Genomic DNA, 22,605 nt, shown 5'->3' with positions numbered 1-22,605 from the left:
TGGGAAGGCAAAGGTAAGGGAAAAATTGAAAGTTCAAAAACCTTTTGCAAGATTTTTTTTCAAAAAAATAAGAACAATTTGGACACTCTATTTTTTGCATAAAAAAGCCCCGTTTTTTAGAACGAGGCTGGATAATTATTTGTGTATTTAAGCAATCATTTTTTCTTTACGTCTCTTCACTTGGTTGACGAGTGAATCAAATGCGTTTTCAAACGACTGTTCGAAGGATTTACTGGAGCACTTCACAAAAAAACTATGACGCGGCACATGTACCTTAATCTCCACAATCTTGTCCTTAATGTGATGCACCACATTATCCAGCTTTAAAAACACGTCAGAGGCTATGATGCGGTCGTGAAAAGTATTTAACTTTTGCATCTTACGCTTAACAAGGTCAAGCAACTTCCGGTCCGCATCAAAATTTACCGTTTGAATGTTCACATTCATAGCTATATATTTAAAAGTGAATAATTCATACTATCAAAGAACTGGTTCGTAATAAAGTTAATGAAAAAAGGGGCGAGTTGCAAAAAATAAATGCTAAAGTTTTCTATATAATTTTAGGCCTTGGGATGGGCATTGCGGTAGATCTCTTTGAGCTTTTCGATGGTATTGTGCGTATACACCTGAGTAGCCGCCAAACTGGCGTGACCCAGTAGTTCTTTTACGGCATTTAACTCGGCTCCTTTGTTGACAAGATGGGTGGCAAAAGTATGACGCAATACATGCGGACTTTTCTTATCTAGTGTAGGAATTTGGCTTAGCTGTTTTTTCACCAACAGATAGGCGTATTTAGGGTACATTTTCTTTCCTTTTTCCGTTACTAGCAACTCTTCGGCATATTCCGCAAACTCCTTCCGTTTTAAATCCATATATCGCTGAATCGAATCCAGGATTTCGGATGCAAGTGGAATACTACGCTCCTTATTACCCTTACCCAACACTTTTACCTGCCGACGACTAAAATCGATCTGCCGTTCCTTCAGATTGATGAGCTCGCTAAGACGCATGCCGGTGGCATAAAACAAATGTACCAGCATGTACCCGTTAAGTGATTTCCAGTCTTCGGTGCTCATTTTTAAAGCATGCGTCAGTTGATGCAGATCTTCTTCTTTGACGAATGCAGGCAACCGTTTATTGACTTTGGGTGTAACTACCTTGGTGGTCGGGTTAGACCGTATGTTTCCCAACTTAAGATGAAACTTAAAGAAGGATTTTAAAGCCGATATCTTACGATTGATGCTTTTGGAAGATAATCCTCCCTCCTTTAGCTCGGCTAACCAGCTGCGGATATGCTGATAACTAACCTCAAAAAGCGGTAATTCACCGAATGTACTTAGCAAAAACACAGAGAATTCGCTTAGGTCTCCTTCATAGGCGATAATGGTATGCTGAGAGTACCTTTTCTCAAATTTCAGGTGGCTGATAAAAGTGCTGATATGTTCATTAAAATGCAGCAACATAAAAAAGTCCCGCAATAATATGCGGGACTGCAATTTATCCAAATTTCGTTCAATTCAATGCTTATTTCACTTCAATTTTGCCGCTAGCAATCTGCTGCTTGTAAATCGCCTTCAGAATCTGGTTACGACGCTTTACAGATGGCTTTGTAAAGTGCTGACGCTCACGAAGTTCAAGCAGGATTTTTGATTTTTCAAACTTTTTCTTGTACTTCTTTAACGCCTTGTCTATGTTTTCGCAGTCTTTTGAATCGATAATTAGCATAATGTATATACCTCCTTTGGTAAAAATTTTAAGGCTGCAAAGATAATATTTTACTTTTAACAAACAAATATTTTGGCCAGAATCCTATTTAATAGAAATTAGCACCATGTTTACAGGAATTGTTGAAGCAGTGGGTATCGTCAAACACATTACCCCCAGAGGCTCCGGCATTACATTTACCGTAGAAAGTGCAATTTCTTCTGAATTAAAGCCCGACCAAAGTGTCAGCCATAACGGCGTATGTCTTACCGTAGAGGAAGTCGCAGGCAATATACATACTGTAACTGCCATTGAAGAAACGTTAAAAAAAACCAATCTGGGAGCACTCAAAGAAAAAGACATTGTAAATCTAGAGCGCTGTATGCTCATGAACGGCCGCCTCGATGGCCATATCGTACAGGGACATGTAGACAGTACTGCCCGATGCATATCTATTACCGAAAAAAACGGCAGTCACGAATATATCTTCAGCTTTGACAAAAAGTTTGCTCCGCTCGTCATTGAAAAAGGTTCGGCTTGCGTGAACGGAATTAGCCTTACTGTATTTGATGTAGGTGAAGATACTTTCAAGGTTGCTATTATACCCTATACTTATGAACATACCAATATCCGATTGGTCAAAGAGGGCGATAGCGTAAACATTGAGTTTGATGTGATCGGGAAATATATTTTGCGCCACCAACAACTAAGCGAAAAATAACACCTCTTTAAATTATCCGTAAAGATTATCCCCTAGACACTTAACTTTGCATCACTCAATTATAAACGTATAATATGCAGTTACAAACTGTTGATACTTTTGATACGCTTTCTCCTGAGGAATTTAAGAGCAAATATTACAACGCAGGCAAGCCGGTAGTCATTAAAGACCTTTCTAAAAAATGGCCGGCTTATAACAAATGGAACTGGGATTTCTTTATCAAGATTGTAGGAGATAAAGAAGTTGGGGTGTACAACAACGTAAAGAGCGACTCTTATACGCCCATCAACACTGCCGACGGATATATGAAGTTTGGCGAATACCTACAACTGGTGCAAAAAGGCCCCGTAGACCTACGCATCTTCCTATTTAATATTTTCCAGCATGCACCACAAATTGTCAGTGATTTTACATGGCCCGATGAATACATGAGCGGTTTTGTAAAGCGATTCCCAATGCTTTTTGTAGGTGGAGAAGGTGCCGTAACCCATATGCACTTCGATATCGACATGAGCCATATACTGCACACCCAATTTGTAGGACGCAAAAGAGTATTACTTTTCCCATTTGAAGAACAGTACAAACTTTATCGCAAACCCTGGGAAGTATTGAGTCTGGCCGATTATACCCGGTACTACGAAAATTTCGATTATGAGAACTTCCCTGCAGTAAAACTTGCCAAAGGGTATGAGGTAATTCTCGAGCACGGCGACACGCTGTTCATGCCGGCCGGTTACTGGCATCACATGGAATACCTAGATGCAGGTTTTGCCATGAGCCTGCGTGCATTACAGAAAAGCCTTATCGGAAAACTGCGTGGCGTGTGGAATCTGTTCGGTATGCGAAACATTGATACCCTCATGAAAAAAACCGCTCCCAAATGGTGGTACGAAAAAAAGCGAGCCTTGGTGTACCAAAAAGCTAATGAAGCATTGTCACTTGCAAAATAAAAGTACTACTCTTTAAAAATAATAAAGCCTCGGTGTCCGAGGCTTTATTATTTTATGTATTCCAGATTTTCCAACTTAGTTCGGCCTGCCCTACCAGCATTTCATATCCGTTCTTGATAGTAGCCCCTCGCTCCTCTCCTTGCTGCAGAAAAAGCGTTTTGGCTGGATTGTAAACCAGATCGTACAAATAGTGCCGCTCGGTAAGATATTCATAAGGAATAGCCGGTGCCGTATCCACTTTGGGGAAACTGCCTAGCGGCGTAGTATTAATAATGAGGGGATACTCTTCCATAATTTCCCGGGAAAGTTCTTCATAAACCAAACCGCTACCCGAACTGCGAGACACATAGGTGAATGGTATACCTAAACCGCGCAGCACATGTACTACAGCCTTGGCTGCACCCCCTGTTCCCAGTACCAATGCCTTGTTGTGATGCGGTTGCAACTGTTGCAATAACGACTCCCTAAAAGCGGGCGCATCGGTATTGAAGCCGGTAAGTTTCCCATCTTTTATTTTGATACAGTTACACGCACCTATGGCTTTTGCCTCTTCATCTATGGCGTGCAAATAGGGCAATACCTGCTCTTTGTAAGGAATGGTAACGTTCAACCCTTCCAAATTGGAATGCCGCAACAGCAAATCCGACAGTTGATGAATCTCTTCCAATGGAAATAACTCATACATCGAATCGGCAATACCTTCCTTCTCGAACTTTTCGGTAAAGTATTTTTTGGAAAAAGATTGTGCTAACGGCATGCCGATAAGCCCAAATAACCGCATTACGATGTTTTTTTATCGAGATAAAAATAGAAACTATCCCCACGCAAGCCGATGCGCATAGCTTCCAATGCTACCACTTCATTAGGCGGAATATTTCCTAGATTGACATTGCAACCTATCAGTTCGAGGAAGTACAGCTGCTGTTCTTTCTGAGGCGCTTCCCAGATAATACGCTCAGAAGGAATCTGTGTTAAGATTTCCTGCACCAAACCCTCTCTTACTTCTCCGCTTCCGCGGTAGATTCCCACATTACCTCCTTCTCTGGCCTCCGCAATAACATAGGAAGAACCGGCTTCCAACTCTGCCTTCATCAATTCGATCCATTTGTAAGGAGGAATAATATGAGTGGCATCTTTGCTACCTACCTCACTCAATACGGTCCCATATTGGGTGAGTTTTTCAATATAACTACACTTCTCAGCATGAGGAATTACAATAGAACCATCACTTACTTCCATGTAATCAATTCCAAAATTTTTACAGGTAGCAATATAATCCTCAAACTGATTTCTGATTACATATGCTTCAAACAAGGTACCCCCGAAATACACGGCCATGCCATGCGATTTGTACAAAGCTATTTTTTCTTCGAGATGGGGAGTAACGACTGCTGTACCGAACCCCAGTTTTACTAAATCTACATGCGGAGCCGCAACGCTCATAAAGTTTCTTGCTTCTTCAAGGCTTAAGCCTTTATCCATCACCATTGTAAGACCGGATTTTCGGGGTTGCTTATTTCTTTCCGGTAATTGAGTCAGATTAAACTTCATCCCTGGTTAAATTAGTATAGCGGCAAATGTATTATATATTACTCAAAAATGAGTGCATAACTAGGGCCCACTTTATCATATCAGCTATAAAAAATCTATCGCCGATATAATAAATACCTTTCAATATCAATTGCCTTTTTTACGTTTCTTATATTTCAGTATAAGATCTGCCACCTGTTGGTGTTGTAAAATAGATGGCTCTACTTGCAATATTTTCTTTAATTGTAAAGGAGATTGAATTAATGCTTCTTCCAGATAAATTAAGGCTTGTTTTTTCTTACCCAACGCCAGATGAATCAGCGCTTTGAAGTATAGAAAAATAGGTTTCCCTCCGGTCATAATTAATGCCTGCTCGGTTTGATCCAATGCTTGTTCGTAGTAATAGGCACAATACAAACAGCGAATTAATGCTTCCCAACCTTTGGAGGACTTGGGTTTTAAACGTACCACATGGGTAAAGTATTGAATAGCTTCCTTGGTATAGCCCAATAACATTTTGCACTGGCCCATCAAAATGTGGTACTCTGCCTTATTCTGCTTCATTTTCAACACTACTTCCAGCTGCTTCACACACTGTTCATATTTATTTTCCTGAAAGTAAGTGTAGGCAATTTTATAAAGCAGATGGCTTACCTCTGGATTGAGATGATAAGCCTTACGATAGTAGAATCTTGCCTGCGCGTAGTTTTTCATTTTCTCATAACAATAGCCCATCGCCTCATAAATCACATCCTCGGGCTTTGACAGCTCCACTACTTTTTCAAGATACTCAATGGCATCTTTATACTTGCGCAGTCGGATGTATGCATCTCCAATATTGCGGTATGCATAATCCATTTTTTCATCTATGGCCAATGCATACTGATAGGCATCAATAGCTTTCTCATAAAGCTTGATGCCCTGATAAGCGGCCCCCAGGTTAAACCAAGCCAGTTCGTTGTACGGAGATTCGTCGATAATTTTTTTATGCAACTCAATGCTTTCGGCATTGCGGCCGGTATAATCGGTCCAGAAGCAAATTTTATAAAGTGCTTCCTCATTATTAGGATCCTGCAGCAATATTTCCTTTAGGCAGTCAAATACCTTATCAAAGTCTTCGTAATCATCATAAACATCGGCTAATTCAAACAGCAAATCAATTCTCTCCTCTCCTTCAAAATGTTGTAAAGCTTCGTTAAGCAAAGTTACCGCCTCTTCCTGCCGATCCAGAGCCAGAAGAGCTTCCGTTTTAAGTATAAAATGATCTATATGATTCTTATCGAAGATATAAGCCTGATCCAACAGCTCCAGTGCCTCCTGGTAGCGTTGCTTATTCATTAAAAGATCGGCTTTTTTAATAAGAAAGCTTGCAGAATAAGGGAACTGTTCAATGGCGATTTCTACCGCCTGGTATGCTTTTATATATTGTTCCTGCGATTCGAAGTACTCAATAAGCTTTTCAAAAGCTTCTTCCTCAAGGTAAGAAACTGCCTTCCCTTTTCGCAAATTGTCATATTGCTGCAACAATTCTTCCAGCTCGTCTCTCTCCTCGTCGTAAAATTCCTTCATACAAAGTCTTTTTAATTACACACTAAATCAAGTCCACAATAAATGTATAACATTACAACAACTTGATAACGGGTTAGTTTTCCTCAAATGTGAAAAACTTGGACTACTTAAAAAAATGTTAACAAAATCCTAAAGTTAAGTGTATATTATGGTAAAAATATGTATCTTTGTAGTGTGCGATATTTTAATAACTGTAAAATTATGCTAAAGGCATTATTTTTTAACGTAGCGTTTATATTTTCCTTTTCGGTTGTTGCCATAGCCGCAGAGGAAGTATATGCTGATACCTATGGAAAAGAAAAACCAAAAGGTTATACCATAGGAAGTAAGAAAGAAAAACTGAACCAATCCTTTACTCTGCGCTCTGGCATGTATTTCAAGGGTGAAAACATCATTGATGTTCCCTCTGAAATTAGTAAGAATAGCAGCTTTAACTGGGCTAATAACATTACATTTCAGAAAAGCCAGAACAGCTATGTATTGCCCCACAAGAAAAAAGCTATTCTGAACAAACTTACATTCAATCCTAACGAAGTTTTAAGGAATTATTCAGCGAAGTAATTTTAAATCTTATTAAAAAATCCCGCTGATCAGCGGGATTTTTTTATCATGTTTTAACACATTTATTTTCCAGAAGGATTTTGCTTCCTGAATTCTGTATAAGACATTACCCTATACCCTGTTTTGGGAATATCAAATTTTGCCATGGGTACGGTTGAAAACTCTATGTTAGAAACGGTAAAGGTTACCTTTGTGCCACTTCTTGTAGCATCATACTGCATGGCCAAGCCCGGAAGATTTTTATTGATATACTGAAAATCGGCATTTAAGGGTAAGAGGTCTTTGGTAAAGTACACCGTAAACGTAGTACCATCCGAAAGCTTACCAATCGCTTTCTGGCACTTATAACCCGCTATAGTTTTGAATTCGTTTTCTATCTTATAAGTAACACTCTCGTATTTCTTATTATACACCTTCCACTCCTCGGGAGTGTAAGTAATCATGAATTTCTTATTTCCATAATCTCTGATGTTTACTGCCGATCCGTCCTTGGCGTCAAATATTGTAGAATGGGATCCCAGTGAACTGATAAAATCAGACCGGTTCAGATTGCCCTTTACATAAATAATATTAGTAGAACCATCCAGCATATCAGCAGCTTGAGGCGTCTCGTTGGAGGTGTTGATCACTACATCGTAGTAAATTACGGCTTCGGTAAGCCGTTTTTGGGCAAATGTATATTGCGCGGTGAGTAGCAGCAGTATTAAAAGTTTCATTTTCATATCTAACCTTATTCAGTATTTGTATTAGACGATACAAGATAAAAAATTAGTTGCTTACAAAAAATCCGGGCTGTCAATAACCCGGATTTTTAAACTATTTTCTTTTCTGCTGTTGCTCTCGTAATTGGCGTTGTTGCTCCTGCATTTGCTCTAGCCTTTCTTGCCATTTCGACTTGACTTTAGGCTTTTTCCTGTTCTCTTCAATCTTGGCCAATATTTTATTATGATCGATAATATAGTTCTGAATAACGAACTGTAATATCAATGTAATAATGTTAGATACGGTATAATACCAGGTGAGCGCCGATGGAAGCTTGTTGAAGATAAACAATAGAAATACAGGCATAATATAAGGCATGTATTTCATCATCGGATTGCTTTGGTCCGGAGTTAGACTCATGCTGTATAAAGAGATAAGCAAACTGGTTACCACTGCCGCGATAGTAAATAAGCTAAGGTGACTACCTAACAGCGGTATATTGAATCCAAATTTAATAGGATCGTCATATGCCGATAAATCGTTTGCCCATAAAAAGTCTACAGCACGCAGATCTACATTAGAACTGAAGAAGCTATACAAAGCAAAGAATATAGGAATTTGCAACAATGCCGGCACACAACCTCCTAATGGATTTACCCCTGCCTCTCTAAATAGCTTCATTTGCTCCATACTCATCGCCTGTTGGTCATCGCCAAATTTTTCCTTCAGCTTGGCAATTTCCGGTCGCAGGGCTTTCATTTTAGCGCCACTGAGATAGCTACTATAGGTAAGTGGCGAAATAAGTAACCGTATTACTAAGGTCAATAAGGCGATGATAATACCATAACTTCCTACAAATCCCTTGAAGAAATTAAAAATGGGGATAATGATAAACTGGTTAATCGGCCTCACAAAAGCGTATACACCTTGGCCCAAGTTAATCAGCTTACTTAAACCTCCTCCCTCACGTTTCAATATATTGTAATCTGCTGGACCATAGAAGATGCTTAATGGCACAGTAGCTTGAGCGCCGGCATTTACGGCCAACTGCATATTAGCAGTAGAGCGCACTACCACATGGCCTGTATCGCTAGGCATGGTCCAATCCATTCGTCCTTTCGCAAACTTGTCTTTTGCAATAAGGAAAGTATTAAAGAAACGTTGTCTTACACCAATCCACTCAACCGTTTCATCAAAACCCACGCTGTTGGTACGACCTATGGAATGGTAGTCAAAGCTACCGTTTTCCATATAACCTATCTGTGTATTTTGTTTTTCAAATTCCAGATCGGCTTCCTGCTGAGCAGCTTCATACTGCCAGGTCAGATTAAGTTTTCCATCAGTAAGTAGACTACGGGGTTGTGATAGTAAAATATTGAAATCAACTTTATAGCTGTTAGGATAAATGATATACTGATGCGTAATATAATTGCGTGTGCTGGCACTATCGCCTCCGTTTAGTTCAAAGGTTACAATTTGCGAACCGGATGGTCCCTGCTCTACCTTACCTCCACTAAAATACAGCTCGTTGGTAAGCATACTTTGATTCGGAGCAGTATTGATAGTATAAATCAATTGATCGAAGTCGGATGCTGCCAATTGTACCGGCTGGTTGTTAGCTGTATTTTTGAAGTTTTTCAGCTCCACATATTTAGGTTGGCCACCTTTATTAGTAAATGCAATTTTAAACACACTGTTTTCCGCTACTACGAGTTCTTCTTCTCCCGCAACAGCCTGCTGAAAAATACCAGCTCTGGTTGCGTACCATTGCGCCTGAATATTAGCAGCATCAGAAGATGCTGCAGCAGTGTCCACCTGCGGACGCATGGCCCTCTCAATCGAGTCCTTAATTGCTTGCTCCCTTTGTATTGCAGCGTATTGCTTGGAGTTGTAATAGAAATAAAAGAAAAAGAGTAACGCTAAAAGTGCAAACCCTATGACGGTGTTACGATCAAACTTCATTATAAGCTTACATTTTTTGCCCGAAGAACTCCTTCGGGGAGGCGCAAAGATAAGCATTGTGGCGACACTGAGCAATATATACTTAGCTTATATATCCTACAAATGCTTCTTTTACACCAGAAATGTATATTGGCCTTACACATATATTATTATCATAGTGGACACGGCATTTCTACAAAACAAAATAAAAAATCCGGCCTCCCAGCCGGATTTAATATTCTTTGATAATTATCAGCTAATTAGCGTCTTGAGAATTCATATACGATATAAATCGTTTTCCCTTCGAATAGAACAGGGCTACGCAGTGTAAAGCTGTTTCCTTCAAAAGAAGTGACTTCTAGTGAGTAACCCTCGAGGATATCCTTAGAGTCTTTTTTCCTTACACCATCCATCTTTTTAAAGTTGAATAAAGTGGCTCCTCCGTTTACGCGCTGCGACCACAAAATCTGGCGGGCACCTGACGGGCACTCACCATTGTTTATGGTATAAGAACCGTAGCCATTGCTAGGCAAATACCAGGTACTACCTCTAAAACAGTTTAAATCTGCATCGTCAAATGCAGTTATGTTCAATTTTCCTTCAGCTCCCTCTACTCTTACAGAGATAATTTCCCAATTACCTACAAAATCTTTTCTGGGAGCAATTGCACTTTTACTGGTTGAACAAGCGCTCAACCCTAAGATCACCACAAATAGGGACAATCTTAAAAACTGTAGTTTGTTCATACGATTAAAATTATAGTTATATGAGCAACAATTGTAATGCCAAAATTACTTAAAAACAATCCTCTATTATTCTCCGAATAAAGTTTTGAGCTTCTCAGCCAAGGCATCTCCTCTTAAGTCTCTGGCGATAATTTTTCCTTCGGGATCTATCAGAAAGTTACGAGGAATGGCTGAAATGCGATATTTTACTGCTACCTCATTACCCCACCCTTTCAAATCGCTTACATGTGTCCATTTTAACCCATCGTTTTTAATTGCATCGAGCCAGTCATCACGGTCCTCATCCAGCGAAACACCAAGAATTGTAAAGTTTTTATCCTTATACTTCTCGAAGACTTTTACTAGGAAAGGATTTTCTCTGCGACAAGGACCACACCAGCTGGCCCAGAAATCTACCAATACATACTTACCTCTGAACTGTGCTAGAGATACCATATTTCCGGCAGTATCGGTTTGTGAAAAATCCAACGCCGTCTCTCCTACTGCATTAAAACGAGCATCCTCAATTGCTTTCTTCAATTGCTGGCCCAGTACATTATTTAAAGCCTCCTCTTTTAGGCTTTTCGCGCGTTTTTCGAGCAGACTTGTATTATCCGTAATACCAATGATTGATAAAATAGCCAATGTACTCACAGGAGAAGCCGGATACTTGGCAATAAAAGCATCAACAGCATTTTGAATATCATCAAGTGCGTCTTGCAATTTCTTATTGCCCACAAGCGTACCATCCTGACTCTGCAACTCCATCACCAGCGCATTTAAGTTTTTAAACTTGGGAGCAAAAGTATTTTGATAATCTATAAAAGAGTTTTGTATCGATGAACCGGTGTATTCCCATTCATCAGGTGATTGCTGTAAAGAACCTGTAAGTTTTACGTCCTCATTGCCAACAAACAAAGCTGTTCTGGTGGAATCGCCTATACTTAACCCGATTATCGATGGTTCTGCAAGCGATGCAGATAAAGTAAAAGCTTCGGATTTTGAGAACGTTTCAGCCAAAGGTGTCCCAGGGTTCTGAAGATCTACCAATACAATCTTAGTGCTATCAGGTAATCCTTTCAACATTCCTGACAAGCTAAGCTTTTGTGCCCAAGATAGCACAGGCAACCACAGGGACAGAATACAAATAATAATCCTCATTAATTTTTATTTAAAATTTGCGATAGAAACGTGCTCAACCACTCTTTAAAATTAACACGATAGGCGCAATAATAAAATTCATGGTTGCAGTACGCGATGTCTTACTTAATTGATAATGCTTTGCACAAAACTCTTTGTAATCACCTCGGGCGACTGAGCATGCTGAATAAACTTGATGTATGCCGAACCTATAATGGCCCCATTGGCATATTGGCAGGCCTTATTAAACGACTGTTTGTCTTTAATACCAAAACCTACCATAATCGGGTTCCTCAATTTATAACTCTGTAACTTTTGCAAATATTTTGCCACTTGCTCAAAATCTTTTTCACCTCCGGTGGTAGAGGACGAAGACACGGCATAGAGAAACCCACTACTTAAGCTGTCGAGTTTTCTAACACGCTCTTCCGAAGTTTCGGGAGTTACCAGAAAAATAAAATCCAACTGATACTTTTCAATAATAGAGCGGTACACTCCTTCAAACTCATGAGGTGGCATATCCGGCAAAATGAGTCCGTCTACTCCTACTGCAGCTGCATCGGCACAGAATTTTTCAAAGCCGTACTGCAGTACCGGGTTCATATAGCCCATCAGCACCACAGGTATGTCATTACCAATACCTCCCTCTTCCGGTGCCTTACGCATGTCCTTTAACTGCTGAAACAGTACCCGCATATTCATACCGTTGGCGATAGCCACCGTACTGCTATTCTGAATGGTAACACCATCGGCTAGTGGGTCGCTGTAAGGCATCCCCAACTCAATGATGTCGGCACCGCTTTCTTGCAAAGCCTTCATCACGGGTAATGTACTATCCAACTTGGGGAAGCCGGCAGTACAATAAATATTCAGTACATGATTGTTCTTACGCTCAAATAATTGCTTTATTCTGCTCATCAATATAATTGCATTTATAATTTTCTTCTAAGATGATCCTTTACATGCTGCAACCATTCTTCTTTTAATATGCTGAGCACAATGGTATCTCTTCTTCTTCCATGCATAGCTCTATTACTGCGCAATACGCCTTCTACTGTACACCCAAAGCTCTTCATAGCCGCTATACTTTTTTCATTGGTATTATCAGCCTCAAACTGTACACGCACAGCGCCTATATTCTCAAAAGCGAATTGTAACAATAGATATTTGGCATGCTTATTCAAACCAGTACCTTGAAACTCCTTGCCATACCATGTATTACCTATGCTCAGCACGTTATGCACCGGAAATATATCATAATACCTCGTAGAACCGACATAAGCGTTCTTGATTTTGTCAAATACGATAAAGGAATAATGCAATCCGTTTACTCTAGCCTGCACTGCCTGTTCTACATAATATTTCATTCCATGATCTACCGGTGCTGAGCCTATAGGAAAATACTTCCACAGATCGGGTTCCTGTTCATAAAAAATATTCAAATGCGCATCGTCACCTAATTGCAGCGGCCTCAATAGTACACGCTCATCCTCTAAAATATAATCCTTGGCAAAATCAATATTCATGGTATCCGAACTGTGCATTCCTTTCTCTCTAAAAAGTGTTTAGCTTGTGGCCATCACTCTCATATAAGTATCCATATCCTTATCTCCACGACCACTAAGGCATATCACAACATTATCCTCTTTCGCAAATTGCACTTTATTCAATGCAGCCAACGCATGGGCACTTTCCAAGGCAGGAATAATACCTTCCAGACGCGCTAATTCGAAAGCTGCATCCAATGCTTCCTGATCGGTTGCACTCAAAAACTTACCCCTCCCGGTGGCGTGTAAATTCGCATGTAGCGGTCCGATACCGGGATAATCCAGTCCGGCAGAAATACTATGAGGTTCTACTACCTGACCGTCTTCGGTCTGCATTACATAACTTTTGCTACCATGCAGAATACCTGGACGGCCCAATTGAGTCGTTGCAGCACTTTTACCAGAATGTACTCCACAACCTGCTGCTTCTACAGCGATGATATCTACTGAAGGTTCATCTAGAAAATGATAGAAAGTACCTGCGGCATTACTTCCACCTCCTACGCAAGCAATAACGGCCTTAGGTAACTCCGTACCTGTTTTCTCTTTCAGCTGTGTACGAATCTCACTGCTGATAACACTCTGAAAGCGGGCCACCATATCCGGATAAGGATGAGGTCCCACTACACTTCCTATAATATAAAACGTTTCTTCGGGATGATTAATCCAATCACGAATGGCTTCATTCGTAGCATCTTTTAAAGTGCGGCTGCCGCTGGTAGCTGGTACCACCGTAGCTCCTAGCATTTTCATACGAGCCACATTGGGGGCCTGACGCTCAATGTCTTTTTCACCCATATACACAATACACTGCAGTCCTTTCAGCGCACACACTGTTGCCGTGGCCACACCATGCTGTCCGGCCCCAGTCTCGGCTATAATGCGCTTTTTACCCAAACGCTCTGCCACCAATATCTGGCCTATAGTATTGTTCACTTTATGGGCTCCTGTATGACAGAGGTCTTCACGCTTCAAATAAATATTAGTATTATACTTCTGTGATAAACGAGATGCATAATACAAGGGAGTTTCACGTCCGGCATAATCCTTCAGCAAACCCTTATATTCTTCTTGAAAAGAAGCACTATGGATAATTTCGAGATAATTGACACGAAGCTCTTCCACATTGGGATATAGCATTTCCGGAATATAAGCACCGCCAAATTCGCCGTAGTAACCCAGCTCGTTGGGTTCTTTATAACTTGATTGCATTATTGTCAAATACGTTTTAGGGGCTGTAAAGATAAGGAAACTGTACGCCATTATTGCCTCAGCACAAACAGGACGCTTAAGAGTGTAAACGAAAATATTATCGACGTCTTCTTACAATATAATCCTACCGATGTGCTATATAAAAAGCTTAACGGGTATATTTTCCTCTTTTTGCACGCAGATATTTAGATCGAATTACATCCTGCACATTTATGCCGGATATTTTGCTTTCCAGCCAGCTGATAACATCCAAATAGGCAAAAGCTCGAGCTTCTAGGCGATTTTCCTGATACTTCTTCAGCTTAGCCAATAGCTTCTCAAACTCAGGCCTGATGGTCTTTTCATTGAACTTCAATGCACGCCTTAAGAAGGCAAAGATTTCTTCCTCCACTTTACTCAAATTCTGCATCTTAGCCATATAACGATATACGGATTTAATCAGATACTCCAGCAGATTATAGTTTTTCAACTCGTAATGCGCAATAAGATGCAACAGTCTAGAATAGCACTGTAAGTCAGTCCGTAAATCATCTCTCTGATTGATAATTCTGTTCAGATAGTCTATGGCCTTACTGTTATCGCCACTGCCAAAATACAGACAGGCGATTTTGTAGTAGAACACCATCACTCTATGACGATCGAGGTATTTCCCATACTTCACCAGCATCTCCTCCAGGAAAGGCACCATTTTCAACCCTTTTTGGAAAGTTCCTTCCAGAAAATGCAGATTGATTACTGCCGTGTACAAATACACATACGTTACAATGCGGTTGTTATCGATATTCTGCACTAAACTGCTCTGCGCAAATTTTTTAAACTTCTTGATGGTGGCAGCCAGCTTATCGTGATTTAGCAGATTAAAATGTGCTGCCATCAAATTGTGCATTCCCTTGGCATACATAATTGTTTCTGCCTCTATCATTTTGGGGTTTTGCTCAAAGAGATCTACCCATTTTTGGCTGTATCGATAATACATCAGAAAATCGAGTCGGATATAGGCATACCAAACATAACTCTGATATAGATAAGCCTTTTCATAAAAACTGTCTCCAATATCCGTTTTAAGATGCAAGTCCATGAAAGCCTGCACCACTTTCATGTCTTTTTCATTACGGGCATGACCATTTTGTATATACCAGCCATATAGTTGTAAAGTAAGGTTGGACAAACTATTGATGCTGCTGATGGTAGTATTGACCTTCTGCGACTCATCAGTTAGTTCATCAGCCTTTGTAGTAAGACTGCGCGTGATATATAAAGCTTCTATTTTCTTTTCGAAGAAGAGCGCCTGTTGTAAGTACGTAAGTTGATAATGCGTACGTGCCATGTCCTTAATTTTTTCCAGCATTTTCAAGGTCTGATGATACAAACCTTTATTATACAAGATGCGGGCAAAATCCAGCATTTCATGTAATTGCTGGTCAATGTTGCGATCTTCTTTGAGTACCCTCAGGCTACTTAATATCTGACGATATAATAATGCTTTGGTATTAGACAGTTGCGCTTTACTCACACTGGGCACCTTTTTAAGCAGCAAAGCTTCATCGTATTCCTGCATCTTGTCCAAGGCATCAAATAGCTGTATACTCTTGAAGCTTTCCGAACCGGAATTCCTTTTCACAAAAAGCTTCAAATTTCTCTTTTCTGATTTCTGAAGAGACTTTACTAATTGAAACAACGTATCTGTACTTCTACTGGGCATTGTAATTTTTACACTTGTTATAGATTGAAAATCAATAAGATATCAAAGAATAACAAAATTTATATGGCGTAAATCCTTTTTAATTGGGTTTCCTGCACAATATAGGAATGTTTACTTTTATTGACAGCTATTTATAAAGGCTGAATAGCTGTGCTAAAATTCTGAAATTTTATTCATTTATAATGCTTTAAAATTTATGGCACAAGACAAAGTATTTATTTTCGACACAACCCTCAGAGATGGAGAACAGGTTCCAGGATGCAAACTTAATACCGAAGAAAAGATTAAGCTTGCCTTAAAGCTGGAGGCTTTAGGTGTAGATATTATCGAAGCTGGTTTTCCAATCTCCAGCCCGGGGGATTTTAAATCTGTGGAAGAAATCTCAAAAGCCATAAAAAACGCTACAGTAGCCGGTCTAAGCCGTGCAGTACAAAAAGATATTGAAGTAGCCGCAGAAGCATTAAAACCTGCCGTTAGACCTCGTATTCACACAGGTATAGGAGCTTCAGACAATCATATCAAATACAAATTTAACTCCACTAGAGAAAACATATTGGAACGGGCCGTAGCTGCTGTAAAACTGGCGCGCAATCTGGTACCTGATGTAGAGTTTTATGCCGAAGATGCTGGCCGTGCCGACATTCAGTTTTTAGCACAGCTCACCGAAGCGGTAATTGCAGCCGGCGCCACAGTGGTAAATATTCCAGATACTACCGGATTCTGCCTGCCGCATCAGTATCAGGAAAAAATAGCCTACTTGATCAACAATGTTCCCAATATCGATAAAGCTATTTTATCCTGTCATTGTCATAACGATTTGGGACTTGCAACAGCCAACTCCATCGCCGGTGCCATGGCGGGGGCACGCCAGATCGAATGTACCATCAACGGAATTGGAGAAAGGGCCGGTAATACTTCTCTGGAAGAAGTAGTGATGATTATCAAAAAACATCCCGAGCTGAACCTCTATACCAATATCGACACTACTAAATTATTACCGATGAGTCGTCTTGTCTCAGAAACCATGCGTATGGTCGTCCAGCCTAACAAGGCCGTCGTCGGTGACAATGCATTCTCTCACTCTTCAGGAATACATCAAGACGGCTTCTTAAAAGAAGCTTCCACTTATGAAATCATTTCTCCTGATGAAGTAGGTGCCGATACATCGCGTATTGTGCTTACAGCCCGCAGCGGACGCAGTGCATTGGCTTACCGATTTAAGAATCTAGGATATAATTTCGACCGCAATCAGGTAGATGAACTTTATCAGCAATTCTTACGCATTGCTGATGAAAAGAAAGAAGTAGAAGATGCAGACCTCATTGTAATTGCGGATAAAATGAAAGCACTTGCCGAATAATCATCGCAAAATCATTACTATAATCAGCAGCAATATTGTCTGCCACTACCTGTTGCAGTACAAGCAAAACTGAACACGTAGTTAGCCTTTAACATAATTACAAGCGGATCATACATACTTTTAGAACATTATTTATTTTATGAGCGAACTAAATAAATACTCGAAAACCATTACGCAAGACCCTACACAGCCTGCCGCGCAGGCTCAACTATATGCCTTAGGATTAACAGAAGAAGACCTTAAAAAAGCCCAAGTGGGTGTCGTAAGCATGGGGTACGATGGTAATCCCTGTAATATGCACCTGAATGAGCTGGCAGCAGAAGTAAAAAAAGGAGTTTGGGAAAACGACCTCGTAGGTTTGATATTTAATACAATCGGCGTCAGTGATGGAATGAGTAACGGTACCGACGGGATGCGTTATTCGCTGGTAAGCCGTGATATTATTGCCGACTCCATCGAAACCGTTTGTGGAGCTCAGTATTATGATGGATTGATTGCTATTCCCGGATGCGACAAAAACATGCCCGGTTCCCTAATGGCCATGGGGCGCTTGAACCGCCCAGCCATCATGGTATATGGAGGAACCATTGCCCCCGGTCATTATAAAGGTCAGGATCTAAACATTGTTTCGGCTTTTGAAGCATTGGGCCAAAAAATAGCCGGAACGCTTGACGAAAACGACTTTAAAGAAATTGTAAAAAGAAGCTGTCCGGGTGCTGGAGCTTGTGGAGGTATGTATACGGCTAATACAATGGCTTCTGCAATCGAAGCAATGGGTATGAGCCTTCCTTATTCCAGTAGTAATCCGGCTTTAAGTGAAGAAAAAAGGCGCGAGTGTAGAGAAGCCGGTAAATACATCCGCATCTTACTGGAAAAAGATATCAAGCCTCGCGATATCATGACTCGTAAGGCTTTTGAAAATGCGATTACCATTGTAATTGCATTGGGAGGAAGCACCAACGCCGTATTACACCTGCTGGCCATGGCAAAAAGCGTTAACGTGCCCTTGACACAGGATGATTTTCAGAAAATCAGTGATAAAACACCAGTGCTGGCAGATTTCAAACCCAGTGGTAAATACCTGATGCAGGATTTACATAAAATCGGCGGAATACCAGCCGTGATGAAATATTTAATGAAGAACGGATTTATCGATGGTAGTTGTCTTACCGTTACCGGTAAAACCATTGCAGAGAACTTGGAAAATGTTCCAGACTTGGATTTTGACTCGCAAGATATCGTAATGCCGCTCGATAAACCCATCAAGAAAACAGGACATTTACAAATCTTATACGGAAACCTCGCCGAAAAAGGTAGTGTAGCAAAGATCAGTGGTAAAGAAGGAGAACGCTTTGAAGGAACTGCTCGTGTATTCGACGGGGAAAAGAAATTAATTGAAGGCATTGCCAATGGCAGAGTAAAACCCGGAGATGTCGTCGTCATCAAAAACGAAGGCCCTAAAGGTGCTCCTGGTATGCCCGAAATGCTAAAACCTACAAGTGCGATTATCGGAGCAGGATTAGGAAAATCAGTAGCGCTTATTACTGATGGACGATTTAGTGGGGGTACGCATGGGTTTGTGGTAGGTCACGTAACTCCGGAAGCTTATGAAGGCGGTTTAATCGCATTCGTACAAGATGATGATATTATTGAAATTGATGCTGTCAATAATAAAATCACGTTAAAAGTCCCGGATGAGGAAATAGCAAGGCGCAAAGCCAACTGGCAACGCCCGCCGCTTAAAGCCACCAATGGGGTATTGTACAAATACGCAAAACTGGTGAAAGATGCTTCTGAGGGATGTGTAACCGACGAAGATTAAAAATGACAAAAGAGTATTTCAAAGAGCTAGCTTCCTACAATGCTTGGGCTAACGCCCAAGTTTGTAACTGGATCCTGCAATTAAGCAACGAGCAGTGGGGCCAACAGATGACAAGCAGCTTTAACAGTATTGAGGCAACCGTACTACATGTCGTCAGTGCCGAAAATATTTGGCTGCAAAGGTTTCAGGAGCTCGAACACACAGAATGGTTGCAGTCATCGTTCAGCGGAACAAAAGAAGAGCTTGTGGATATTTGGAGAAATGTGTTCAGAGATATAAAAACCTTCCTAGAGACTTTTGAAGAAAGCAAGCTCCATGCGCCTCTGCATTTTAAAACATTGAACGGAACCCCTGATGCAAAACCTTACTATCAGGTCTTTGCTCATATGTTCAATCACAGCACGTATCACAGAGGACAACTGGTAACCATGCTGAGGCAAGTGGGCTTTACGGAAGTAGCATCTACCGACTTATTAAACTTTTACCGACAATCATAAAAGTCTTGACCTTATCGCATGGTGCGATAAATAAAAAGAAAGTTATTATGGAAACAGCAACAACACCACAAACAAAAACAACCGCACCCGAAGTAAAAGAAATCAGCGGTAGTGTAGCTGTATTGGAAGCATTAATAGCTGAAGGCGTGGATACCATATTCGGATATCCGGGCGGTGCTATAATGCCTATTTATGATGCGCTCTATGATTATAACGATAAAATCAAACATATACTGGTCCGTCATGAACAGGGAGGTATTCATGCCGCACAGGGTTATGCACGTGCCAGCGGGAAAGTAGGTGTGGCTTTTGCTACCAGTGGCCCCGGTGCCACCAACCTGGTAACAGGTTTAGCCGATGCTCAGATAGACTCCACTCCTATTGTATGTATCACAGGTCAGGTGTTCGCACATCTGTTAGGTACTGATGCTTTTCAGGAAACCGATGTAATCAACGTCACCATGCCGGTTACCAAGTGGAACTATCAGGTTACCGATGCAAGCGAAATTCCTTCGGTAATGGCTAAGGCTTTCTATATTGCCCGCAGTGGCCGTCCGGGTCCGGTACTGATAGACATCACCAAAAACGCACAGCTTCAATTATTCAAAGCAGCCCCTTATCAAAAATGTACCCATGTTCGCAGCTATCGCCCTAAACCTATCGTGCGCAAAGAGTACATTGAACAAGCGGCCGAGCTGATTAATAAAGCGGAAAAACCCTTCGTAATTTTTGGTCAGGGAGTAATATTGGGCAATGCCGAAAAAGAGTTCAAAGCGTTTATTGAAAAAGCCGGTACTCCTACGGCATGGACCATTATGGGAGAAGGTGCTATTCCTACCGACCACCCGCTGGGCGTAGGTATGCTGGGTATGCATGGTAATTACGGTCCCAACGTTCTAACCAATGAATGTGATGTACTCATCGCTGTAGGTATGCGTTTCGATGACCGCGTAACCGGACGTCTAGACAAATACGCCAAACAGGCACAAGTAATCCATTTAGATATTGACCCTGCAGAGATTGACAAGAATGTAAAGACCACTGTGCCTGTATGGGGCGACTGTAAGGAAACATTACCACTCCTTACTGCATTAATCGAAAAGAAAGAGCATACTGCCTGGTTAAATAAGTTTAAAGAATACGCCGAGGAAGAATACAATCAATGCATTCAACCAGAAATGTATCCTCAGGGCGATATAATGAGCATGGCTGAGGTTATAAGAGAACTCAATGAGCTTACTAAAGGTGAAGCCATCATCGTTACAGACGTAGGCCAACACCAGATGGTAGCCTGTCGCTATGCAAAATTCAATCAATCCCGAAGCAATATTACTTCTGGTGGATTGGGAACCATGGGCTTTGGCCTGCCGGCCGCTATAGGGGCCAAATATGGCGCACCTGATAGAGAAGTAATTGCTGTTATTGGCGACGGAGGTTTTCAGATGACATTGCAAGAACTGGGTACCATTATGCAGTTTGGCGCACCCGTAAAAATTCTAATATTGAACAATGAATTCTTAGGCATGGTACGTCAGTGGCAGCAACTGTTCCACGACAAACGATACTCCTTTGTAAATATTACTAGTCCAAACTTCGTTACATTAGCCAAAGCTTATGGAATAGAAGGTAATTCTATAAGCAAACGCGATGATCTAAAGACTGCACTTAAAATCATGCTGGAACACAATGGTAGCTATTTGCTGGAAGTAATGGTAGGCCGTGAAAATAACGTGTTCCCCATGGTACCACAGGGATGTAGTGTGGCAGAAATTCGATTAAAATAAAAAGGTTGTAGCCCCGATTGCAGTAAAACAGTTGAACTCAATTTAACTATTAACAAAATGAAACAGCAATATACAATTACCGTTTATGCTGAAGACCGAACAGGTTTGCTGGCACGCATTACCATTATCTTCTCCAGACGTAAAATCAACATTGACTCCTTAAGCACCTCTGCGTCCGAGATTCCTGGTATCCATCGCTTCAATATCGTGATTGACGAAACAGAAGAAGTCGTAAGAAAACTTTGTCGCCAAATAGAGAAACAGGTAGATGTATTAAAAGCTTACTACAACCTGAACGAGGAAATTGTATGGCAAGAGCTTGCATTATACAAAGTTCCTACCTCTGAGGTTACAGATAAGATGGTCGTAGAACGCATTCTGAGAGAGTATGGAGCAAGAGTCGTTTCAATCAATAACGACTATACCGTGTTTGAATGCACAGGACACAGAGAGGAAACTGACAGGCTGGTGAAAGTATTTGAAAAATATAATCTCATTGAGTTTGTACGTGGCGCCCGTGTAGCTATCATCAAAAAAAGCGAAGGCTTTCACAAAAAAATCAAAGAATTTGAAGCTAAAGAGCCAGGTGAAGAAGCCGTCGAGAACGAATATCTCAATCAAAATGACAAAGTGTTCACAATGTAATTTATTTTAGTTCATTAAAACAGATATGTTTATTCTCGACAACATAAATACTATAAATAAAAAAATAGTTGAAATCGTCTCCGAAACGGAGTTGGATGTTATTAATAAAATTCCAGAAGGCTTTAATAACAATATAGCCTGGAACTTTGGCCATATTGTAATCAGTAGTTACAGTCTGGCATTTCTTGCCACCGGGGCCGACACAAGCATTCAACTACCATATGTAGAGCAATATAAAAGAGGTAGCAGCCCCCAAGGACCTGTATCGCAGGAAGAAATAAACGAATTAATATCTTTAGCTGATAATTTTACCGCTGAAGTACGTGCGGCATTAGATGCAAATAAATTCAGCCATATCAACACTTATACTACCCAAACTTTTGGTGTACCTATAACAAACATTAACGATATGCTGACAACCATTGCTATGCACAACACACTTCATTGGCAGATTATAAAAGACTATAAAAGAATCCTTAAATCATAAATCTTA

The 22,605-nt window shown here is 40.7% G+C and carries 23 protein-coding genes; 9 read left to right on the top strand and 14 right to left on the bottom strand.

What is annotated here, in order from left to right; genetic code table 11:
• Positions 1–147: 147 nt before the first annotated feature.
• The 3 genes from V2H41_RS02530 to rpsU form a co-directional block, all read right to left on the bottom strand.
• Positions 148–447: an HPF/RaiA family ribosome-associated protein gene (locus V2H41_RS02530; protein ID WP_330973546.1), complete on the bottom strand. Its 300-nt coding sequence runs from the start codon at positions 445–447 to the stop codon at positions 148–150.
• Between the two features lie 113 nt (positions 448–560).
• Positions 561–1,463 (bottom strand): tyrosine-type recombinase/integrase, encoded by a 903-nt coding sequence (locus V2H41_RS02525; RefSeq protein WP_330973545.1) that lies wholly within the window; start codon positions 1,461–1,463, stop codon positions 561–563.
• 61 nt (positions 1,464–1,524) lie between these two features.
• Positions 1,525–1,725, bottom strand: coding sequence for a 30S ribosomal protein S21 (gene rpsU, locus V2H41_RS02520; protein ID WP_330973544.1), 201 nt, complete (start codon positions 1,723–1,725; stop codon positions 1,525–1,527).
• Positions 1,726–1,831: 106 nt separating this feature from the next.
• Here rpsU and V2H41_RS02515 point away from each other — a divergent pair, with 106 nt between their 5' ends.
• Together V2H41_RS02515 and V2H41_RS02510 are read left to right on the top strand one after the other, a co-directional pair.
• Entirely contained in the window at positions 1,832–2,425 is a 594-nt protein-coding gene (locus tag V2H41_RS02515) for a riboflavin synthase (protein WP_330973543.1), read from the top strand.
• 74 nt (positions 2,426–2,499) lie between these two features.
• On the top strand, positions 2,500–3,375 hold the full coding sequence (locus V2H41_RS02510; protein ID WP_330973542.1) for a cupin-like domain-containing protein: 876 nt from the start codon (positions 2,500–2,502) through the stop codon (positions 3,373–3,375).
• A gap of 52 nt (positions 3,376–3,427) precedes the next feature.
• On the opposite strand, the gene V2H41_RS02505 is transcribed toward V2H41_RS02510, so the two are convergent.
• From V2H41_RS02505 to V2H41_RS02495, 3 genes are all read right to left on the bottom strand, one after another.
• Positions 3,428–4,156 (bottom strand): shikimate dehydrogenase family protein, encoded by a 729-nt coding sequence (locus tag V2H41_RS02505; protein WP_330973541.1) that lies wholly within the window; start codon positions 4,154–4,156, stop codon positions 3,428–3,430.
• Positions 4,156–4,926 carry a phosphosulfolactate synthase gene (locus tag V2H41_RS02500; protein WP_330973540.1) on the bottom strand — a complete coding sequence of 257 codons (771 nt, stop codon included), beginning with the start codon at positions 4,924–4,926 and terminating at the stop codon, positions 4,156–4,158. The genes V2H41_RS02505 and V2H41_RS02500 overlap by 1 nt, the downstream gene beginning before the upstream one ends.
• A gap of 126 nt (positions 4,927–5,052) precedes the next feature.
• Positions 5,053–6,474 carry a tetratricopeptide repeat protein gene (locus V2H41_RS02495; protein WP_330973539.1) on the bottom strand — a complete coding sequence of 474 codons (1,422 nt, stop codon included), beginning with the start codon at positions 6,472–6,474 and terminating at the stop codon, positions 5,053–5,055.
• 201 nt (positions 6,475–6,675) lie between these two features.
• On the opposite strand from V2H41_RS02495, the gene V2H41_RS02490 reads away from it, so the two are divergent.
• A complete protein-coding gene (locus tag V2H41_RS02490) occupies positions 6,676–7,035 on the top strand; it encodes a hypothetical protein (protein WP_330973538.1) in 360 nt (119 codons plus the stop codon).
• A 62-nt stretch (positions 7,036–7,097) separates the two neighbouring features.
• On the opposite strand, the gene V2H41_RS02485 is transcribed toward V2H41_RS02490, so the two are convergent.
• The 8 genes from V2H41_RS02485 to V2H41_RS02450 all read right to left on the bottom strand — a co-directional run bounded on the left by V2H41_RS02485 (position 7,098) and on the right by V2H41_RS02450 (position 15,923).
• Positions 7,098–7,757 carry a hypothetical protein gene (locus tag V2H41_RS02485; protein WP_330973537.1) on the bottom strand — a complete coding sequence of 220 codons (660 nt, stop codon included), beginning with the start codon at positions 7,755–7,757 and terminating at the stop codon, positions 7,098–7,100.
• Positions 7,758–7,851: 94 nt separating this feature from the next.
• Positions 7,852–9,699, bottom strand: a complete 1,848-nt coding sequence (gene yidC, locus V2H41_RS02480; protein WP_330973536.1) for a membrane protein insertase YidC — start codon at positions 9,697–9,699, stop codon at positions 7,852–7,854.
• Positions 9,700–9,938: 239 nt separating this feature from the next.
• Positions 9,939–10,424: a hypothetical protein gene (locus V2H41_RS02475; protein WP_330973535.1), complete on the bottom strand. Its 486-nt coding sequence runs from the start codon at positions 10,422–10,424 to the stop codon at positions 9,939–9,941.
• Between the two features lie 66 nt (positions 10,425–10,490).
• Positions 10,491–11,564: a redoxin domain-containing protein gene (locus V2H41_RS02470; protein WP_330973534.1), complete on the bottom strand. Its 1,074-nt coding sequence runs from the start codon at positions 11,562–11,564 to the stop codon at positions 10,491–10,493.
• Between the two features lie 105 nt (positions 11,565–11,669).
• Positions 11,670–12,461 carry a tryptophan synthase subunit alpha gene (gene trpA, locus V2H41_RS02465; protein ID WP_330973533.1) on the bottom strand — a complete coding sequence of 264 codons (792 nt, stop codon included), beginning with the start codon at positions 12,459–12,461 and terminating at the stop codon, positions 11,670–11,672.
• A 14-nt stretch (positions 12,462–12,475) separates the two neighbouring features.
• Positions 12,476–13,087, bottom strand: coding sequence for a GNAT family N-acetyltransferase (locus V2H41_RS02460; protein ID WP_330973532.1), 612 nt, complete (start codon positions 13,085–13,087; stop codon positions 12,476–12,478).
• Positions 13,088–13,108: 21 nt separating this feature from the next.
• Complete coding sequence (trpB, locus tag V2H41_RS02455; protein WP_330973531.1) at positions 13,109–14,302, bottom strand: tryptophan synthase subunit beta; 1,194 nt, start codon at positions 14,300–14,302, stop codon at positions 13,109–13,111.
• Positions 14,303–14,450: 148 nt separating this feature from the next.
• Positions 14,451–15,923, bottom strand: coding sequence for a hypothetical protein (locus V2H41_RS02450; protein WP_330973530.1), 1,473 nt, complete (start codon positions 15,921–15,923; stop codon positions 14,451–14,453).
• A 277-nt stretch (positions 15,924–16,200) separates the two neighbouring features.
• Between V2H41_RS02450 and V2H41_RS02445 the strand changes: the two genes are divergently transcribed.
• The 6 genes from V2H41_RS02445 to V2H41_RS02420 all read left to right on the top strand — a co-directional run bounded on the left by V2H41_RS02445 (position 16,201) and on the right by V2H41_RS02420 (position 22,599).
• The gene (locus tag V2H41_RS02445; RefSeq protein ID WP_330973529.1) at positions 16,201–17,364 is read left to right on the top strand and encodes a 2-isopropylmalate synthase; all 1,164 of its coding nucleotides are present in this window, start codon (positions 16,201–16,203) and stop codon (positions 17,362–17,364) included.
• 139 nt (positions 17,365–17,503) lie between these two features.
• A complete protein-coding gene (ilvD, locus tag V2H41_RS02440; RefSeq protein ID WP_330973528.1) occupies positions 17,504–19,186 on the top strand; it encodes a dihydroxy-acid dehydratase in 1,683 nt (560 codons plus the stop codon).
• A gap of 2 nt (positions 19,187–19,188) precedes the next feature.
• Complete coding sequence (locus V2H41_RS02435; RefSeq protein ID WP_330973527.1) at positions 19,189–19,683, top strand: DinB family protein; 495 nt, start codon at positions 19,189–19,191, stop codon at positions 19,681–19,683.
• A gap of 47 nt (positions 19,684–19,730) precedes the next feature.
• Positions 19,731–21,467, top strand: a complete 1,737-nt coding sequence (ilvB, locus tag V2H41_RS02430; RefSeq protein WP_330973526.1) for a biosynthetic-type acetolactate synthase large subunit — start codon at positions 19,731–19,733, stop codon at positions 21,465–21,467.
• A 57-nt stretch (positions 21,468–21,524) separates the two neighbouring features.
• Positions 21,525–22,112 (top strand): acetolactate synthase small subunit, encoded by a 588-nt coding sequence (ilvN, locus tag V2H41_RS02425; protein ID WP_330973525.1) that lies wholly within the window; start codon positions 21,525–21,527, stop codon positions 22,110–22,112.
• 25 nt (positions 22,113–22,137) lie between these two features.
• Positions 22,138–22,599, top strand: coding sequence for a DinB family protein (locus V2H41_RS02420; protein WP_330973524.1), 462 nt, complete (start codon positions 22,138–22,140; stop codon positions 22,597–22,599).
• Positions 22,600–22,605 lie beyond the last annotated feature (6 nt).

It is taken from the genome of Niabella digestorum, from assembly GCF_036409055.1.
In the GTDB taxonomy this organism is placed as follows: Bacteria; Bacteroidota; Bacteroidia; order Chitinophagales; family Chitinophagaceae; genus Niabella; species Niabella composti.
This window is presented reverse-complemented; position numbering and strand designations above follow the sequence as displayed.

Bases quoted from the DNA above. Each gene is read 5' to 3' on its own strand.
- V2H41_RS02505 (WP_330973541.1), bottom strand. From the start codon at position 4,156: ATGCGGTTATTTGGGCTTATCGGCATGCCGTTAGCACAATCTTTTTCC.
- ilvD (WP_330973528.1), top strand. From the start codon at position 17,504: ATGAGCGAACTAAATAAATACTCGAAAACCATTACGCAAGACCCTACA.
- V2H41_RS02490 (WP_330973538.1), top strand. From the start codon at position 6,676: ATGCTAAAGGCATTATTTTTTAACGTAGCGTTTATATTTTCCTTTTCG.
- V2H41_RS02510 (WP_330973542.1), top strand. From the start codon at position 2,500: ATGCAGTTACAAACTGTTGATACTTTTGATACGCTTTCTCCTGAGGAA.
- rpsU (WP_330973544.1), bottom strand. From the start codon at position 1,725: ATGCTAATTATCGATTCAAAAGACTGCGAAAACATAGACAAGGCGTTA.
- V2H41_RS02525 (WP_330973545.1), bottom strand. From the start codon at position 1,463: ATGTTGCTGCATTTTAATGAACATATCAGCACTTTTATCAGCCACCTG.
- V2H41_RS02435 (WP_330973527.1), top strand. From the start codon at position 19,189: ATGACAAAAGAGTATTTCAAAGAGCTAGCTTCCTACAATGCTTGGGCT.
- V2H41_RS02500 (WP_330973540.1), bottom strand. From the start codon at position 4,926: ATGAAGTTTAATCTGACTCAATTACCGGAAAGAAATAAGCAACCCCGA.
- V2H41_RS02420 (WP_330973524.1), top strand. From the start codon at position 22,138: ATGTTTATTCTCGACAACATAAATACTATAAATAAAAAAATAGTTGAA.
- ilvN (WP_330973525.1), top strand. From the start codon at position 21,525: ATGAAACAGCAATATACAATTACCGTTTATGCTGAAGACCGAACAGGT.
- V2H41_RS02515 (WP_330973543.1), top strand. From the start codon at position 1,832: ATGTTTACAGGAATTGTTGAAGCAGTGGGTATCGTCAAACACATTACC.
- V2H41_RS02470 (WP_330973534.1), bottom strand. From the start codon at position 11,564: ATGAGGATTATTATTTGTATTCTGTCCCTGTGGTTGCCTGTGCTATCT.
- V2H41_RS02485 (WP_330973537.1), bottom strand. From the start codon at position 7,757: ATGAAAATGAAACTTTTAATACTGCTGCTACTCACCGCGCAATATACA.
- V2H41_RS02495 (WP_330973539.1), bottom strand. From the start codon at position 6,474: ATGAAGGAATTTTACGACGAGGAGAGAGACGAGCTGGAAGAATTGTTG.
- yidC (WP_330973536.1), bottom strand. From the start codon at position 9,699: ATGAAGTTTGATCGTAACACCGTCATAGGGTTTGCACTTTTAGCGTTA.
- V2H41_RS02445 (WP_330973529.1), top strand. From the start codon at position 16,201: ATGGCACAAGACAAAGTATTTATTTTCGACACAACCCTCAGAGATGGA.
- V2H41_RS02475 (WP_330973535.1), bottom strand. From the start codon at position 10,424: ATGAACAAACTACAGTTTTTAAGATTGTCCCTATTTGTGGTGATCTTA.
- trpB (WP_330973531.1), bottom strand. From the start codon at position 14,302: ATGCAATCAAGTTATAAAGAACCCAACGAGCTGGGTTACTACGGCGAA.
- trpA (WP_330973533.1), bottom strand. From the start codon at position 12,461: ATGAGCAGAATAAAGCAATTATTTGAGCGTAAGAACAATCATGTACTG.
- V2H41_RS02460 (WP_330973532.1), bottom strand. From the start codon at position 13,087: ATGCACAGTTCGGATACCATGAATATTGATTTTGCCAAGGATTATATT.
- ilvB (WP_330973526.1), top strand. From the start codon at position 19,731: ATGGAAACAGCAACAACACCACAAACAAAAACAACCGCACCCGAAGTA.
- V2H41_RS02530 (WP_330973546.1), bottom strand. From the start codon at position 447: ATGAATGTGAACATTCAAACGGTAAATTTTGATGCGGACCGGAAGTTG.